Annotated in this window: 14 protein-coding genes; 4 read left to right on the top strand and 10 right to left on the bottom strand. The window is 70.0% G+C overall.

Annotated features, from left to right (window positions below; all coding sequences use genetic code 11):
* The 6 genes from ACP2AH_RS12915 to ACP2AH_RS12890 form a co-directional block, all read right to left on the bottom strand.
* Positions 1–466 (bottom strand): M16 family metallopeptidase (locus ACP2AH_RS12915; RefSeq protein ID WP_425106153.1); only part of this gene is annotated, 466 nt, incomplete at its 3' end.
* Between the two features lie 162 nt (positions 467–628).
* Entirely contained in the window at positions 629–2,020 is a 1,392-nt protein-coding gene (locus ACP2AH_RS12910; RefSeq protein ID WP_425106152.1) for a M16 family metallopeptidase, read from the bottom strand.
* A 264-nt stretch (positions 2,021–2,284) separates the two neighbouring features.
* Entirely contained in the window at positions 2,285–2,962 is a 678-nt protein-coding gene (locus tag ACP2AH_RS12905) for a hypothetical protein (RefSeq protein WP_425106151.1), read from the bottom strand.
* An 83-nt stretch (positions 2,963–3,045) separates the two neighbouring features.
* Complete coding sequence (lspA, locus tag ACP2AH_RS12900; RefSeq protein ID WP_421698926.1) at positions 3,046–3,543, bottom strand: signal peptidase II; 498 nt, start codon at positions 3,541–3,543, stop codon at positions 3,046–3,048.
* An 8-nt stretch (positions 3,544–3,551) separates the two neighbouring features.
* Entirely contained in the window at positions 3,552–6,623 is a 3,072-nt protein-coding gene (gene ileS, locus ACP2AH_RS12895) for an isoleucine--tRNA ligase (protein WP_425106150.1), read from the bottom strand.
* 78 nt (positions 6,624–6,701) lie between these two features.
* Positions 6,702–7,742 (bottom strand): zinc-dependent alcohol dehydrogenase family protein, encoded by a 1,041-nt coding sequence (locus tag ACP2AH_RS12890; protein WP_425106149.1) that lies wholly within the window; start codon positions 7,740–7,742, stop codon positions 6,702–6,704.
* A gap of 128 nt (positions 7,743–7,870) precedes the next feature.
* On the opposite strand from ACP2AH_RS12890, the gene ACP2AH_RS12885 reads away from it, so the two are divergent.
* Positions 7,871–8,776 (top strand): LysR substrate-binding domain-containing protein, encoded by a 906-nt coding sequence (locus ACP2AH_RS12885; RefSeq protein ID WP_425106148.1) that lies wholly within the window; start codon positions 7,871–7,873, stop codon positions 8,774–8,776.
* 2 nt (positions 8,777–8,778) lie between these two features.
* On the opposite strand, the gene ACP2AH_RS12880 is transcribed toward ACP2AH_RS12885, so the two are convergent.
* The 3 genes from ACP2AH_RS12880 to ACP2AH_RS12870 all read right to left on the bottom strand — a co-directional run bounded on the left by ACP2AH_RS12880 (position 8,779) and on the right by ACP2AH_RS12870 (position 11,600).
* On the bottom strand, positions 8,779–9,729 hold the full coding sequence (locus ACP2AH_RS12880; protein WP_425106147.1) for a bifunctional riboflavin kinase/FAD synthetase: 951 nt from the start codon (positions 9,727–9,729) through the stop codon (positions 8,779–8,781).
* A gap of 93 nt (positions 9,730–9,822) precedes the next feature.
* The gene (locus tag ACP2AH_RS12875; RefSeq protein ID WP_425106146.1) at positions 9,823–10,701 is read right to left on the bottom strand and encodes a TIGR01459 family HAD-type hydrolase; all 879 of its coding nucleotides are present in this window, start codon (positions 10,699–10,701) and stop codon (positions 9,823–9,825) included.
* A gap of 83 nt (positions 10,702–10,784) precedes the next feature.
* On the bottom strand, positions 10,785–11,600 hold the full coding sequence (locus ACP2AH_RS12870; RefSeq protein WP_425106144.1) for a Crp/Fnr family transcriptional regulator: 816 nt from the start codon (positions 11,598–11,600) through the stop codon (positions 10,785–10,787).
* 247 nt (positions 11,601–11,847) lie between these two features.
* Between ACP2AH_RS12870 and ACP2AH_RS12865 the strand changes: the two genes are divergently transcribed.
* From ACP2AH_RS12865 to ACP2AH_RS12855, 3 genes are all read left to right on the top strand, one after another.
* Entirely contained in the window at positions 11,848–12,906 is a 1,059-nt protein-coding gene (locus tag ACP2AH_RS12865) for a sensor histidine kinase (protein WP_425106143.1), read from the top strand.
* Between the two features lie 103 nt (positions 12,907–13,009).
* Positions 13,010–14,344, top strand: coding sequence for a dihydroorotase (locus ACP2AH_RS12860; RefSeq protein ID WP_425106142.1), 1,335 nt, complete (start codon positions 13,010–13,012; stop codon positions 14,342–14,344).
* 197 nt (positions 14,345–14,541) lie between these two features.
* On the top strand, positions 14,542–14,952 hold the full coding sequence (locus tag ACP2AH_RS12855) for a RidA family protein (RefSeq protein ID WP_425106141.1): 411 nt from the start codon (positions 14,542–14,544) through the stop codon (positions 14,950–14,952).
* Positions 14,953–15,000: 48 nt separating this feature from the next.
* Here ACP2AH_RS12855 and argB read toward each other — a convergent pair whose 3' ends face one another.
* Positions 15,001–15,915 (bottom strand): acetylglutamate kinase, encoded by a 915-nt coding sequence (argB, locus tag ACP2AH_RS12850; RefSeq protein ID WP_421698935.1) that lies wholly within the window; start codon positions 15,913–15,915, stop codon positions 15,001–15,003.
* Positions 15,916–16,095 lie beyond the last annotated feature (180 nt).

Genomic DNA, 16,095 nt, shown 5'->3' with positions numbered 1-16,095 from the left:
GGTCGTCGCGGCTGATGGTGGGCACGCTCGCCAGCGTGCCGGCCACCGGGCGGCCATAGGGATGGTTCGGGAAAGCCGCCGCCGACCAGCCGAGGCTCGCCAGCGAGGAGGGATCGTTCAGCCGCCGGCGCAGCTGCGCCAGCTGGCCCTGGCGGATGCGCTCCACCGCCTCGTCGTCGAAGCGCGGCGCGTTCACCGCCAGCGCCATCAGCGCGAAGGCGTCGTCGACATTCTCCGACAGCGTGCGCAGCGAGCCGCCGAGGCTGTCGCGCGAGGCGTCGAAGCGCAGCTCGATCGCCTTTTCCGCCAGCCGGTCCTGGAAGGCGCGGGAATCGAGATCGCCCGCGCCTTCGTCGAGCAGCGAGGAGGTGAGGCTGGCGACGCCGGGCTTTTCCGCCGGGTCCTGCGCCGCGCCGCCGAGAAAGGCGATCTCCATCGCCACCAGCGGCAGGGTGGTGTCGTGCACCAGCCACGCCTCGATGCCCGCCCGGGCTGATCACCCGCTGGATGCGCGTCGTTTCGGACTGGGCGGGCGAGGCGGGGACGAGGGCGATGGTCATGAGCGTGGCCGCGGCGAGCGAGAAAAAGGAACGGAGGAGGCGGGAGCGCCGGCCTGCGGCGCGGCCGGTCACGAACGGTCCTCCCCGGGGCTGGTCCGTTCGGCGCCCGGCTCGGGCAGGGCGGCGGCGGGGGCAGGCTTGGCCTGCAGCAGCTGGCTGGTGACGGCGCGGGCGGGCACCAGCCAGCGCCGGGCGGCGTCGCGCACCTGCTCGGCGGTGACGGACTTCACCAGTTCCGGCCAGATCTTCACATCCTGCGCGGTGGAGCCGGTGGCGAGCGCGGCGCCATAGATGCGCGCCAGCGTCGCCTGGTTGTCCTGGGCATAGATCGCCTCGGCCACCAGCCGGGTCTTGGCCCGCTCCAGCTCGGCCGCGTCCGGCCCGTCCTTGGCCAGCGCGGCGATGGTCTCGTCGAGCGCGGTTTCCACCGCCTCCATCGTCACTTCGGGGCGCGGCGTCACCGAGAGGCCGAAGCGCGTATCGTCGAGCGCGGTCGACTGGTACCAGGCGCCGGCACTGGCGGCGACGCCCTTGTCGACCACCAGCGAGCGGTAGAGCCGCCCGGTGGAACCGCCGCCCAGCACCTGGGCGAGCACGTCGAGCGTGACGCTCTCGTCGCGGTCGCCGCGATAGGAGGGCACGAGATAGCTGCGCGAGAGGCTCGGCTGGCCGACACGGCCATCCGCCAGCACCAGCCGGCGCTCGGCGCGCGGCGGCGGCTCCTGCGGGCGAAGCCGCTCCGCCGTCTCGGCGCGCGGGGCGACCTTGCCATAGGTCTCCTCGGCCAGCTTCTTCACCTCCTCCGGTTCGACATCGCCCGCCACCACGAGGATGGCGTTGTTGGGCGTGTAGAAGCGGCGGTAGAAATCCAGCGCGTCCTGCCGGTTCAGCTGCTTGATCTCGTCTTCCCAGCCGATGATCGGATGGCCATAGGGGTGGTTGACGAACATCGCCGCCTGCGCGGCCTCGGAAAGCTGCGAGGCGGGGTCGTTGTCGGTGCGCATGCGGCGCTCTTCCAGCACCACGTCGCGCTCGGGCAGCACCACCTCGTCGGTCAGCACCAGCCCGGTCATGCGGTCGGCCTCGAAGCCCATCACGGTGGCGAGGTTCTGCTTGGCGACGCGCTGGAAATAGGCGGTGTAGTCCTGCGAGGTGAAGGCGTTTTCCTGCCCGCCGAGCTTGGCCACCACCTGCGAGAACTCGCCGGCCGGGTGCTTGTCCGTGCCCTTGAACATCAGATGTTCAAGGAAATGGGCGATGCCGGACTTGCCCGGCTGCTCGTCGGCCGAGCCGACCCGGTACCACACCATATGGGTGACGACCGGGGCGCGATGGTCGGGCACCACCACCACCTGCATGCCGTTGCCGAGGGTGAACTCCGCCACCTCGGCGGCGTCCGCGCGCGCGGGAGCGGTGGCAAGGCCGGCGGCGGCGCCGGCGAGCAGCATCAGAGCGGGCATGAGTCTTCCAGTCACAGCTTCATCCGTTTCGGCGGGCCGCCCGGAGGAGACGGGCGCGCCACCCGGTCTCGGGCGGCGCAGGGCGGAGGCGCAGTCAATGTAGCGATGAAGCGGGCGCGGCGCGATGCGCCGCCGGCGGGCTTCACCGCGAAGTGAGGAACCGGGCCGCGCGCGGCCCGCCGCGAGCGCGATAAAGGCGCGGGCAGGGCAGCGCGCCGGCCGGCGCGGGAACGGGAAGGCGCGCCGGCAAGCGGGCGCGCCCGGTCAGTTGCCGTTCTTCTGCGTGCGGTCGAACCAGCTCGGCATCTTCCACGCCTTGTCTTCCGGACGGTCGGAGACGACGCCGTATTTGGCGCCGGGCGCGGGGGTCTGGTAGCCGGGCGGCGGCTCGGTGAGCGTTGCACGCTCCGGCTCGCCCTCGAAGCGGATCGTATCGTCCTTCTTGTTGCCCCAGCCGAGAAAGCCCATCTCGTTCACCGAGAGACGGTTGCCCTCGTTGGCGCGGCCATCATTGGCGAAGCCGCTGCCGGTGGCCTTGCCGGGGCGATAGCCCTTGTTGAGTTCGGCCGGGGTAAGCGAGCGGGCCTCGCCGACCCTTGAGGACTGCCGCGTGTCCACCCAGTTCGCCTTCGCTTCCGCCTGACGGACCATCTGATCGTGGTCCTTCGGCCAGGCGGGATTCTGCGAGATCGCCGAGGCGTCGCGCGGCGGGGGCAGAATGTCGCCCGTCGGCGGCACCACCAGCGGCGGGCGCTCGCGATACTCGATATCGGGCGGGGGCGGCGGCACCAGGCCGAGGCCGGTGAGAAGCCGGCCGGTAAGGTTCATCTCCGGCGGCTCGTCGTCGGCGAAAGCCGGCGCGGTGCCGAAAGCCCCGGCGGCGGCGCAGGTCAGGGCGCCGGCGAACAGCGCGGCGCGGGCGGCATGAACTCGTGTCGTCATCCGGTCGTCTCCTGCCGGTCCGTGGGGGGCGAGAACGCCTCGCCCACGCGACCGCTCAAGCGTGCGGAAGGTCCGATCTCACTTCAGGGCGGCGATTTTGCGGCGCTCCCGAAAAAGGAAGCATACAAAAGCAGCCCGACCCCGGCAACAATGGCCACGTCGGAGAGGTTGAACACGTACCAGTAGAAGCCGAAAGCGTGCAGCGAGACGAAGTCGAACACGGCGCCATAGGCGGCGCGGTCGATGGCATTGCCGAGCGCGCCGCCGATCAGCAGCCCCAGCGCGGCGGCCTCCAGCCGGTTGTCGGTGCGCGCCAGCCAGAACCAGAACAGCACCGCCGCGACCAGCTTCACCCCGCCGAGCACCCACCAGCCCTCGGCGCCGAGCGAGAACAGCCCGTAGCTGATGCCGGTGTTCCACGCCCAGACGATATCGAGGAAGGGCGCCACCTTCACGATGCCGTCAGGGCCGAAATCCACCCCGTGCAGCACGGCGAGCTTGGAGCCCTGGTCGATCGCCAGCGCGGCGAGCGCGAACAGGGCGCCGGTGAGCGTGTGGGGGCCGGCGAGGCGGAGCGACACGCGCGCGCTCACTCCGCCGCCCGGCGGGCATGCGCCAGTTCGCGCAGAGCCCGGGCGTCGCGCGGGGTCACGTCGGGATAGTCCGGCTCCGTGCCGACCAGCGGCGAGATCTTCCAGGAGCGGGCGCATTTATGCCCCAGCGCCCGGTTCGGCACCACCGCCACGCCCGGCACGTCGGGCAGGCGGAAGGCGTCGGCCGGGCCTTCGTCCGGCATCAGATGCGCGTCGGAGGTGATGCACACTTCCGCGAGATCGACCGCGCTCACCGCGGCGAACAGGTTCGGATCGCTCACATGCACCACCGGCGCCGCCTCCAGCGAGGAACCGATGCGCTTGGCCGCGCGCTCCACTTCCAGCGCGCCGAGCACGACGCGCCGCGCCAGCCGGATCTTGCGCCACTCATCGGCCAGCACCGGATCGCGCCATTTGGCGGGCGTGTCGGGGAAGGTCTGAAGATGCACCGAGCCTGTCTCGGAGGGGAAGCGCGCCAGCCAGGTCTCCTCCGCCGTGAAGGGCAGGATCGGCGCCAGCCAGACGACGAGCCGGTTGAACACCTCGTCCAGCACGGTGAGGCAGGCCCGCCGCGTCACCGAGGACAGCGGGTCGCAATAGAGCGCGTCCTTGCGCACGTCGAAATAGAAGGCCGAGAGTTCGCTGGTCATGAAGGCGGTCAGCGCCGCGTTCACCCGCTTGAAGTCGAAGGCGGCATAGGCCTCGCGCACCACGCCATCGAGCTCGGCGAGGCGGTGCAGCACCATCTTTTCCAGCGCCGGCATGTCGGCGAAGGCGACGCGCTCGGCCTCGCGGTAATGGTGCAGCGAGCCCAGCAGCCAGCGCAGCGTGTTGCGCAGCTTGCGATAGGTCTCGACCGTGGTTTTCAGGATTTCCGGGCCGATGCGCAGATCGTCGGAATAGTCGGAGGCGCACACCCACAGGCGCAGAATGTCGGCGCCGGAGTTCTTGATCACCTCCTGCGGGGCGACGACATTGCCGACCGATTTCGACATCTTGCGGCCCTGCTCGTCGAGCACGAAGCCATGGGTCAGCACCACGTCGTAAGGCGGGCGCCCGCGCGTGCCGCAGCTCTCCAGCAGCGAGGAATGGAACCAGCCGCGGTGCTGGTCCGAGCCTTCGAGATACATCACCCGGTCCGGCCCGCCATTGAAGGCGCGGTCGGCCTTCAGGTCTTCGCGCACTTCCAGCGTGAAGGCGTGGGTGGAACCTGAATCGAACCACACGTCGAGAATGTCGTCGACCTTGCTCCATTCATTGGAGCTGTAGTCGCTGCCGAGGAAGCGCTGGGCGGCGCCTTCCTTGTACCAGGCGTCCGCCCCCTCGGTGGCGAAAGCCTCGGCGATGCGGGCATTCACCTTCTCGTCGCGCAGGATCTCGACCGTGCCGTCGCCCTTGTCGCGCACGAAGACGGCGATCGGCACGCCCCAGGCGCGCTGGCGCGAGACCACCCAGTCCGGGCGGTTCTCGATCATGCCGGTGATGCGGTTCTGGCCGGAGGCCGGCACCCACTGCACCCCGGCGATGCCGCCGAGCGCGCGGGCGCGCAGCGTGTCGCCACTGGCGCTGGAACCGTCCGCCGCCGCGATGTCCTTGTCCATCGCGATGAACCATTGCGGCGTGTTGCGGAAGATGATCGGCGCCTTGGAGCGCCAGCTATGCGGGTACTGGTGCTTCAGCCTTCCGCGCGCCAGCAGCTTGCCGGCGGCCGACAGCGCCTTGATCACCGCATCATTGGCGTCGCCATCCTTGCCCTTGTCGTCCATGACGCGGGCGCCGGCGAAGAGGGGCACATGGTCGTAATAGCGCCCGTCGGGGCCGACCGTGTGCGGCACCTCGCCGAGATGGGCCGACATAAAGAGATTGAAGTCGTCGGCGCCGTGGCCGGGGGCGATGTGGACGAAGCCGGTGCCGGTGTCGTCGGTGACGAAATCACCGGGCACCACGGGCACGCGGAAGTCGAAATAGCCCTGCGCGCCCTCAACGCCGTTCAGCGGATGGGCGCAGACGAGATGGGTCGGGTCGACCTCTTTATGGCGTTCGTAAGCCGTGACGCGGGCGGCCTTGAACACCTCTTCCGCCAGCTTGTCGGCGAGGATGAAATGCTCGCCCACCTTGGCCCAGTTGTCATGCGGCGCCTCGGTCACCTCATAGACGGCATAGGTGACGTTCGGCGAGAAGGCGATGGCGCGGTTGCCGGGGATGGTCCAGGGCGTGGTGGTCCAGATCACCACGCTGGCGCCCTCATAGGAGGGGAACAGGTGGATGTCGGCGGCGTCCTCCGGCGGCTCCAGCCCCTTGGGCAGGCCGCCGGCGGTAGCGGCGCTCTTGCGATAGCCGGTGACCGGGAACTTGACGAAGATAGTGGTCGACTGGTGGTCGTGATACTCCACCTCGGCCTCGGCCAGCGCCGTGCGCTCCACCACCGACCACATGACCGGCTTGGAGCCGCGATAGAGCAGCCCATTGCCGGCGAACTTCATGATCTCGCGGGCGATCTGCGCTTCCGCGTCATAGCTCATGGTCACATAGGGGTGCGACCAGTCACCCTCGACGCCGAGCCGCTTGAACTCGGCGCGCTGCACGTCGATCCAGCCCTCGGCGAAGGCGCGGCATTCCTGGCGGAACTCGACGACCGGCACCTCGTCCTTGTTCTTGCCCTTGGCGCGGTACTGTTCCTCGATCTTCCATTCGATCGGCAGGCCGTGGCAGTCCCAGCCCGGCACATAGTTGGAATCATGGCCGAGCGCGCCTTGGGAACGCACCACCACGTCCTTCAGGATCTTGTTGAGCGCGTGGCCGATATGGATGTTGCCATTGGCATAGGGCGGGCCGTCATGCAGCACGAAGCGCGGCCGGCCGGCGCCGGCCTTGCGCTGCTGGCCATAGAGGTCGATCCGCTCCCAGCGCGCCAGCAGCTCCGGCTCGCGCTGCGGCAGGCCGGCGCGCATGGGGAAATCGGTCTGCGGCAGGAACAGGGTCGCGGAATAGTCGTGCGCCGTGCCCTCGCCGGCCGGCTCAACCGACGCTTCGTTCCCGTTGCGACCATCGCTGTTGCGGCTCGTCATGACGCGCTCCTTAAGCCTTCGCGCCCGGTTTAAGCGCAGCGCCGGGCGCGTGCAAGGGAGGGCGGGGGATGCGGCCGTTCAGCCGGGCGTCACCACGATCTTGCCGAAGGCGCCGCGCTCCAGATGATCAAGCGCCGCCGGCAGCTCCGCCAGCCGGTAGCGCGCATCGATGACCGGCCTCAGCCCCGCCGCGTCGACCGCCCGCACGAGATCCTCCAGCGCCCGCCGATGACCGACGCCGATGCCGTTGACGGTGAGCTGCTTGAGCATCAGCGGGCCGAGCGGCAGCGACGCGTCGAAGCCTTCGATGACGCCGATCTGGGCGATGCGCCCGCCGATCGCCGCCACCTCCACCGCCCGGCCAAGCGTGGCGCCGCCGGCCAGCGCCAGAACATGATCGGCACCGCGTCCGCCGGTCGCCGCCCGCACCGCTTGCACCCAGTCGCCTTGCCTGCGGTCAATGAAGATATCGGCGCCGAGCGCCCGGGCGCGCTCCCGCTTTCCGGCGCTGCCGGAAACCACGATGGCGCGCGCCCCCATGGCCTTGGCGATCTGCACCCCGAACAGCGCGACGCCGCCGGTGCCTTCCACCAGCACGGTATCGCCGGCCCGCAGCCCGCCGCGCTCGACCAGCCCGAACCAGGCGGTGAGCCCGGCGCAGGGCAGGGTGCTGGCTTCCTCAAGCGGCAGCGTTTCCGGCGCCGCGGCCAGCCAGGCCTCGGGGAGCGCGACATATTCGGCGAGCACGCCGGGATAGGCGCCCCCGAGCGCCTGATAGGGCAGAAGGGCAGAATCGCCCTCGGGCAGGCCGTCGATCCAGCCGGGAAAGAAGGTGGAGATCACCCGCGCCCCCGTCGCAAACCGGGCGGCATTCGCGCCCATGGCGACGACGGTGCCGGCGAGATCGGACGCGGGCGTGAAGGGAAAGGCGAGCGGCGCGCCCACGCCGTCGGCGATGATGAGCAGGTCGCGGTAGTTCAGCGCCACCGCCGCGACCTTCACCAGCACCTCGCCCGGGCCGGGCCGGGGCACCGCCACGTCGCGCAGTTCCAGCGCCGCGCGGCCGAAACCGTCCATCTCCCAGCGCCGCATCGTGGCGGGAATCGTGTCTGCGTTCATTGTCCTGGCTCCGTGAGCGGAAACGTCTCGGAGCGTTCTAAGGTTGAAGCTGCGTCTCCGGTTGCGCTAGTTTCTCCCGCTATTGGCGACGTTGAGGCGCCAATAGCGGGAGGCGATCGGAAAGCGGCATGAGCGAGGTTCTGGCGGGCGTGGACGCCTTCGTCGCCGCGGTGGACACCGGCAGCTTCTCGGCGGCGGGCGCCCGCCTCGGCCTGACCCGTTCGGCGGTGGCGAAGACGGTGGCGCGGCTGGAAGGTCGGCTCGCGGTGCGGCTGTTCCACCGCACCACCCGCGCCCTGAGCCTCACCGAGGACGGCCAGCGCTATTACGAGCATTGCGTGCGGGCGCTGGGCGAGTTGCGTGCCGGCCGGGCGACGCTTGAGAGCGGACGGCGCGAGGCCACGGGGCGCCTGCGGGTGAGCGCGCCGCTGCTGTTCGGGCGGCGCTGCGTCGCCCCCCTGCTGGCGCGGCTGGCCGCCCGCCATCCCCGGCTCGAACTCGATCTCGCCCTGTCGGACCGGCTGGTCGATCTGGTCGAGGACGGGTTCGATCTCGCCATCCGCAATGGCGAGATCGGGTCAGGCCATGGATTGATGACCCGCACCGTCGGGCTCCAGCGGATGACCGTCTGCGCGGCTCCCGCCTATCTGGCGGTGGAGGGCACGCCGCGGGGGCTCGACGATCTTCACCGCCACCACGCGGTGACCTATGCCCGCGACGGCCGGGTGAGGGCCTGGGAATTTCCGCTGGGCAAGGGAGCGCCGGTGGCGGTGACGCCACCGACCCGGCTGCGCTTCGATGATCTTGAGGCGATCGCCGATGCCGCCGAGGCGGGGCACGGCCTCGCCTGGCTGCCCTGCTGGCTCATCCGCGCGCGGGTTCACGGCGGCACGCTGGTGCCCTTGCTGGCGGACGTACCGCGTCAGGTCTTCGCCACCCATGCGCTGTGGCCGGCGGCGCCGCATATGCCGATGAAGCTGCGCCTCGCCCTCGACGCGCTCGCCGCCGAGCTGCCCGGCAGCGCCGAGCTTTGAGCTTACCCCAGCGCCGCGCGGGCCCGGGCGCTGTCGATGTCCATCTGCGCGATCAGCGCGTCGATGCCGTCGAATTTCAGCTCCGGCCGCAGCCAGGCGTGGAAGGCGACGGTGAGCACGCGGCCATAGAGGTCGCCGGCGAAGTCGAAGATGAAGGTTTCCAGCCGCGGCGCGCCGTCGTCGAAAGTCGGGCGGCGGCCGAAGCTCGCCACGCCCTTGTGCCGCGTCCCGTCGATCTCCACCGTCACCGCATAGATGCCGTGCGCCAGCGTCACCGCCGGGTCGAGCCGCATATTGGCGGTGGGGTAGCCGAGTTCGCGCCCGCGCTTGTCGCCATGCACCACCTCGGCCTCGATGGCGAAGGGCGCGCCCAGCATATGGGCGGCCTGCTCGACGCGGCCCTGCGCCAGCGCGGCGCGAATGACGCTGGAAGAGATTTGCGCGCCCTCATCGAGCAGCGGCGGCACGATCTCCACGCCGAAGCCATGGCGCTTGCCGGCCTCGCGCAGGAATAGCGGCGAGCCGCCCCGGCCCTTGCCGAAATGGAAATCATAGCCCGCCACCACCATGGCGACGCCGAGCCGGGCGACGAGAATGGCGGCGACGAAATCCTCGGCGTCGCGCCCGGCCATGGCGGCGTCGAAGGCGAGCACGACCGCGCCGTCGAGCCCGGTCTCGCTCAGGCGCTTCAGCTTCATCGGCTCCGGCGTCAGGCGGAAGATCGGCTCGGCCGGGCGGAAATAGGCGCGCGGATGCGGCTCGAAGGTCAGCGCCAGCGCCGGACGCCCGAGCGAGCGCGCCTGGTCGATGGCGGTGCCGATCACCGCGCGGTGGCCGCGATGCACGCCGTCGAAATTGCCGATGGCGACCACCGGCTGGGCGAGGGCCGGGGGCAGCGCGTCACCCTCGCGCAGCACGAGGAAAGGGTGCGGGGTAGCGGCGGCGTGGGTCATGTCAGCGCAACGCAACGGGAGGAGCGCCCCTGGAGGCGTCGGGAGAGGCGGCTGCTTAAGTGGCCCCGTCCCGCGCCGGCGTCAATCCGGGCGCTACCAGGCGAGGCGCGTGGTGACCGCCGCCGGGCGCCCCGGCCCGTCGGCGAGCAGGCGGGCCAGCGCCCGCTCATCCACCTCGGCGCCCTGTTCGAGGCCGAGTTCGCCGGCATGGATGCCGGCCGCCACGAACAGGCAGTCAATGCCATGGCCCAGCGCCCCGGCGAGATCCGTGCGCAGCGCGTCGCCAATGGCGATGGCGCGCGTCTTCTCCACCGGCGCGCCGCGCAGCGTCGCCGCCGTGGCGAAGGCGGTGTCATAGATCGGGCGGTGCGGCTTGCCGCAGAACACCACCTCGCCGCCAAGCTCGGCATAGGCCTCGGCGATGGCGCCGGCGCACCAGATCAGGTCGCCGCCGCGCTCGACCACGATATCCGGGTTGGCGCAGATGAAAGGCAGGCCCCGCGCCTTCGCCGCCGCCAGCGTGTCGGCATAGTCGTCCGGTGTCTCCACCGTGTCGTCGAACAGGCCGGTGCAGACGATCAGCTCCGCCTCCTCGAAGGGGGCGAGGGCCAGATCGAGGCCCTTATAGATGCCGAGATCGCGCTCCGGGCCGAGATGCCACATCTTCACCCCCGGCCGTCCGGCCAGCAGCGCGCTGGTGACCATCCCTGAGGTGACGATCGCGTCATAGGCGTCGCGCGGAATGCCGAAGCCGTCGAGAATGCGGGCGACGCCCTCCGGCTCGCGCGGGGCGTTGGAGACGAGGATCACCGTCGTCCCACCCGCCCGCGCCCGCTGCAATGCATCCGCCGCCGCCGGGGAACCGGCGACGCCATTGTGCAGCACGCCCCACACGTCGCACAGGACGAGGTCGTAGCGGGGCGCCAGCGTGGCGAAGGAGGGGACGAGGGGCGGGGCGTTGTCGTGTTCCATGGCGGGGCGCATGCCATTTCCGCGCGCCGCGCACAAGGCCCGCGCCGGCAGGGCAGGGCTGCGGGAACCTTCCCGCCTCCCGCTCACGGGCGGAAGGACGGGCCGTTGGTGATGACCATGCCGTGGCCCGCCACCTCATTGGCGCGGGGATAGACCCCGCTCAGCACCTCGTCGAAATGCCGCTTCACCGCCGCGTGGCAGCCGCAGCCCAGGCCGCGCAGCCGCTCCGCATCGGTGATGCGGATGCGCCCGCGGCGCGGCTCCACGGCGCCGGCCGCCTTCATGTCCCCCAGCACCCGGCTGATATAGGGCCGCCCCACCGCCAGCATGGCGGCGAGCTGTTCCTGGGTGAGGCGCAACGTGTCGTCGCCCGTGCGGTCATAGGCGGCGAGCAGCCATTTCGCCGTGCGCTGGTCGATGGAATGGGTGGCGTTGCAGGCGACCGACTGAAAAACCTGCGCCAGCAGGCAGTCGGCATAGCGGGCGAACAGGTTGCGCAGCGGCGGCGAGGTTTCCTTGGCCCGCTCCAGCTCGACGCCGTCGAGCCGGAGCAGCGGGCCTTCCATCTGCACCACGGCGCGGGAGAAGGCCGGCAGCCTGCCCTGGCTGACGATGCCGCCCACCGCGCCCTCGCGGCCGATGCTGGTGATCTCCACCTGCCGGCCGTCCTCCAAAAGCACCATGAAGGAGACGAGCGTCTGCCCGCAGGGGAAATAGACGTGGCGCACATCGTCGCCGGGCTCGTAGAGCACGCCGCCAGCGGGACGGTCGATGCGCTTGAGATGCGCGCGCAGCAGCGCGAAGTCCGCCGGGCGCAGGGCGCCGAGCAGGTTGTTGCCACCCGACGACGCGACCGCCCCGCCATTCCCGCCACTCTCGTCATTCTCGTTGAGGCGCATGGTTCCGACCCTCGTTTCCCTATCAACGCACCACGAAGGGAAATGTTCACAAACGGACAGAAGCCGGGTGACGAGTTGGGTACAAACGGGCACACTCGCGCACCAGCGACAGGAAGCGCGACAGGGAGTCCTAATCGATGCATGCGACTTCCACGGCGCCCCGGCGGGCGACCTTCCGTGATTCGCCGGCGGTTTCTCGCCCATGAGCGACGGGTCGGCCCGTCAGCGGGATCTGGACAGCAAGGCCATGACAGAGGGTTCGGCGGCGCGCGACAGCGTGGACCGTTCGTTCTTCTGGTCGCTGGTGCGTGCCGCCCAGCCCCTGCGCCGCCACCCCTGGCTGCCGGACGCGGTGGGGGTGGCGATGTTCGGCTTCGCCCTGGCGCTGCGCTTCGCGGTGGACGATGTGCTGCCGCCGGGCTTTCCCTTCCTCACCTTCTTCCCGGCGGTGATTCTCACCACCTTCTTCTGCGGGCTGCGGCCGGGCATCACCTGCGCGGTGCTCTCCACCTTCGCCGCCTGGTTCTGCTTCATCGGCCCGGACAACGGCATGCAGATCGACGGCCAGACGCTGCTGGCGCTCGGCTTCTTCGTCGTCATCGCCGCCATCGACATCACGCTGATCCACTTCACCTTCAACGCCGCCGACCGGCTGCGGCGCGAGAAGGAAACCACCGCGCGGCTCTACGAGACGCAGCGCACCATGTTTCAGGAGCTGCAGCACCGCGTCGCCAACAACATGCAGTTCGTCGCCGCGCTGCTGTCGCTGCAGAAGCGCAAGGTGGGGCAGGATGCGCGCCAGGCGATCACCGCGCTGGACGAGGCGCGCTCGCGGCTCGACACCATCGCCCGCATCCACCGCCAGCTCTACGCGCCCGAGCGGCTCGACCTGCCCACCGACCAGTATCTGAGCCAGCTCTGCTGCGATCTCGTCACCGCGTCCGGCACGCCCGGCATCGGCTGCACGGTGGACGCGCCGAACCTGCCGCTCAATGTGGCGCAGCTCACCACCCTGTCCATGCTGGTGGCGGAGATCGTCACCAATTCGCTCAAGCACGCCTTTGTCGGGGCCGAGTCCGGCACGATCAGCATCACCGTGCTGGCGAGCGGCGGCAAAGGCTATGAAATGACCATCGCCGATGACGGGCGCGGCCTGCCGCCCGGCGCCGACCTCTCGCGCAGCGACGGGCTCGGCTGGCGCATCATCCAGAGCCTCGCCTCCCAGCTCGGCGGCAAGGTGGAGCTCGCCACACGGGTCGAGCCCAGCCGCGGCACGGCGGTGCGGGTGCAGTTCACGCTGGTGTAAGCCGCCGACGGGGACGGAAGGCGTTCACCTGCGCCGCGCTTTGGCGTAAGAGCGAGCCGGCGCGGCCTTGCGGCGGCAAGCTCTCATGACAGGCGGGGACAGCATGACTGAGACCTTCGATCTTCTCCTCAAGGGCGGCACGGTGGTGAATCAGGACGGCATCGCCGCCCGCGATGTCGGCATACGTGGCGGGCGCATCGTCGGCCTCGGCGCGTTCGACCCCGCGCAGGCGGGAGAGACCGTGGACTGCACCGGCCTGCATCTGCTGCCCGGCGTCATCGACACCCAGGTGCATTTCCGCGAGCCCGGCCTCGAGCACAAGGAAGACCTGGAATCCGGCTCGCGCGCCGCCGTCATGGGCGGGGTCACCGGCGTGTTCGAAATGCCGAACACCAACCCGCTCACCACCTCGGCGCAGGCGCTGGAAGACAAGCTCGCCCGCGCCCATCACCGCATGCATTGCGACTTCGCCTTCTTCGTCGGCGGCACGCATGACAATGTGAAGGACCTGCCCGAGCTGGAAATGCTGCCGGGCGTGCCGGGCGTGAAAGTGTTCATCGGCTCCTCCACCGGCTCGCTGCTGGTGGCCGACGATCCCGGCGTGCGCGCCATTCTCAAGGTGATCCGCCGCCGCGCCGCCTTCCATTGCGAGGACGAGCCGCGCCTTGAAGAGCGCAAGGGCCTGCGCGTGCCGGGCGATGCTTCTTCGCATCCGGTGTGGCGCGACGAGATCGCGGCGCTGACCGCCACCACCCGCCTCGTCAACCTCGCCCGCTCTGAGGGCAAGCGCGTGCATGTGCTGCACATCACCTCGCAGGAGGAGATCGAGTATCTGCGCAGCCAGAAGGATGTCGCCACGGTGGAGGTGACGCCGCATCACCTCACCATGGACGCGTCCTGGTACGCCACGCATGGCACCGGGGTGCAGATGAACCCGCCGGTGCGCGAGGCGCGCCACAAGGCGGCGCTGTGGCGCGGCCTGTCGGAGGGCGTGGTCGACGTGCTCGGCTCCGACCATGCCCCGCACACGCGGGAAGAGAAGGCCAAGCCCTATCCGGCGAGCCCCTCGGGCATGACCGGGGTGCAGACCTTCGTGCCGACCATGCTCGACCATGTGAATGCCGGCCGGCTGACGCTGGAGCGCTTCGTCGATCTGTCCAGCGCCGGCCCGGCGCGCATCTTCAACATCGCCACCAAGGGCCGCATCGCGGTCGGCTATGACGCCGACTTCACCATTGTCGACCTCAAGCGCCGCGAAACCATCCGCAATGAATGGATCGCCTCCAAGGCCGGCTGGACGCCCTATGACGGGGTGGAGGTGACCGGCTGGCCGGTCGGCACGCTCATTCGCGGCAACCGGGTGATGTGGGAAGGCGAGCTCGTCACCCCGGCACAGGGCGAGGCCATCCGCTTCCTGGAAACGCTGGCGAAGGGGTGAGGCTCCTCCGTCATCCCGGACGGCCTACGTTTCCGCCTCCGCGCGGCTGATCATCCTTCGAGGCTCGCTGCGCTCGCACCTCAGGATGACGGCGTGAATCAGCGGAGAGGAAAAACCTCGTCATGCTGAGGCGCCGGCGCACCGCGCCGGCTTTGAGGCACGCAGTGTTTTGTCACCCCACCCACACAGGCGCCCCCATGCCCCGCCGCACCCTGCAGCCGCCGCAACTGTTCGACAGCCGCCCCTGGGGCTTCTCGCAGGTCAGCATCTCCCCGCCCGGCACGCTGGTGCATGTCGCCGGACAGGTGGCGTGGGATGCGGAGGGAAAGGTCAGCGCGGTGGGGCGCGAGGCACAGCTGCGGCAGGTTCTGGCGCAGGTCATCCTGGCGGTGGAGGCCGCCGGCGGCACGGCCGACGACATCCAGATGCTGCGCCTCTACATGCCCGGCTTTCACTCGGGCCCGGAGGCGGACCTCGTCGGCCGGGTGCTGGCGGAGACTTTCGGCACGGAGAATCCGCCCGCCTCCACCTGGATCGGCGTCGACGCCCTCGCCCAGCCGGAATATCTCGTCGAGGTCGACGCGGTGGCGGTGATCCCCACGCCTTGAAGCATCTGCGCCGTGAGGCGCCCCCGCGCGGGGGCGCCCTGCCCGCGCTCAGCGGGTGATGAGCGTGCCGGCGCCGTGGTCGGTCAGCAGTTCCAGCAGCACCGCATGCGGCACCTTGCCGTCGAGGATCACCACCCCTTCGACGCCCTGCTCCAGCGCATAGATGCAGGTCTCGACCTTGGGGATCATGCCGCCGGAAATGGTGCCGTCGGCGATCAGCGCCCGCGCCTGGGCGATGGTCAGTTCCTTGATCAGCTGCTTGTCGGCGTCGAGCACGCCCGGCACGTCGGTCAGCAACAGCAGCCGCTTGGCGCCGAGCGCGCCGGCAATGGCGCCGGCGAAGGTGTCGGCATTGACGTTGAACGTGCCGCCATCCTTGCCGGTGGCGACGGGTGCCAGAACCGGGATCAGCTCGCGGCCGAGGATCTGGTCGAGCACGGTGGTGTCCACCGTCTCGGGCTCGCCGACGAAGCCGAGATCGACCACCTGTTCGAGATTGGAATCCGGGTCGCGCACCGAGCGCGTCACCTTGGAGGCGACGACCATGTTGCCGTCCTTGCCGGACAGGCCCAGCGCCTTGCCGCCGGCCTCATTGATGAAGCCGACGAGGGATTTGTTGATCGAACCGGCCAGCACCATCTCGACGATCTCGACGGTGGCCTTGTCGGTGATGCGCAGCCCGGCGGCGAATTCCGACTTGATGCCGAGCTTGGCCAGCATGGCGCCGATCTGCGGCCCGCCGCCATGCACCACGACAGGGTTCACGCCGGACTGTTCGAGCAGCACGATGTCCTGCGCGAAATCCCGCGCCACCTGCTCGTCGCCCATGGCGTGGCCGCCATATTTCACCACGATGATGGCGTCGTCATAGCGCTGCATGTGCGGCAGCGCCTGCACCAGCACGCGGGCCTTGGTGTGGTCGTCGATCGGTTCGGCGGCGGGCGCGGAGGTTTCGGCGGTCATGACGGGTCCGTTCGCACGGGGGGGCTTCGGGTGAGGCGGGCGCAGGCCCGGCGGGGGCTCGGCGGCAGGGAACGCCCTTCTAGCCGATTTCAATGACGCTTCTCAATCATTGTGGCGTGGCGCCAGGCACTCGTGGCATCGCCTTGTGGCGGGGCGGTGGCGGCCGGGCCTCAAGCGAAG

It is taken from the genome of Ancylobacter sp. (assembly GCF_965249975.1).
Taxonomy (GTDB): domain Bacteria; phylum Pseudomonadota; class Alphaproteobacteria; order Rhizobiales; family Xanthobacteraceae; genus Ancylobacter.
This window is presented reverse-complemented; position numbering and strand designations above follow the sequence as displayed.

Coding starts and splice junctions, on each gene's coding strand:
- ACP2AH_RS12910 (WP_425106152.1), bottom strand. CDS start 2,020: ATGCCCGCTCTGATGCTGCTCGCCGGCGCCGCCGCCGGCCTTGCCACC.
- ACP2AH_RS12905 (WP_425106151.1), bottom strand. CDS start 2,962: ATGACGACACGAGTTCATGCCGCCCGCGCCGCGCTGTTCGCCGGCGCC.
- ileS (WP_425106150.1), bottom strand. CDS start 6,623: ATGACGAGCCGCAACAGCGATGGTCGCAACGGGAACGAAGCGTCGGTT.
- ACP2AH_RS12890 (WP_425106149.1), bottom strand. CDS start 7,742: ATGAACGCAGACACGATTCCCGCCACGATGCGGCGCTGGGAGATGGAC.
- ACP2AH_RS12885 (WP_425106148.1), top strand. CDS start 7,871: ATGAGCGAGGTTCTGGCGGGCGTGGACGCCTTCGTCGCCGCGGTGGAC.
- ACP2AH_RS12880 (WP_425106147.1), bottom strand. CDS start 9,729: ATGACCCACGCCGCCGCTACCCCGCACCCTTTCCTCGTGCTGCGCGAG.
- ACP2AH_RS12875 (WP_425106146.1), bottom strand. CDS start 10,701: ATGGAACACGACAACGCCCCGCCCCTCGTCCCCTCCTTCGCCACGCTG.
- ACP2AH_RS12870 (WP_425106144.1), bottom strand. CDS start 11,600: ATGCGCCTCAACGAGAATGACGAGAGTGGCGGGAATGGCGGGGCGGTC.
- ACP2AH_RS12865 (WP_425106143.1), top strand. CDS start 11,848: ATGACAGAGGGTTCGGCGGCGCGCGACAGCGTGGACCGTTCGTTCTTC.
- ACP2AH_RS12860 (WP_425106142.1), top strand. CDS start 13,010: ATGACTGAGACCTTCGATCTTCTCCTCAAGGGCGGCACGGTGGTGAAT.
- ACP2AH_RS12855 (WP_425106141.1), top strand. CDS start 14,542: ATGCCCCGCCGCACCCTGCAGCCGCCGCAACTGTTCGACAGCCGCCCC.
- argB (WP_421698935.1), bottom strand. CDS start 15,915: ATGACCGCCGAAACCTCCGCGCCCGCCGCCGAACCGATCGACGACCAC.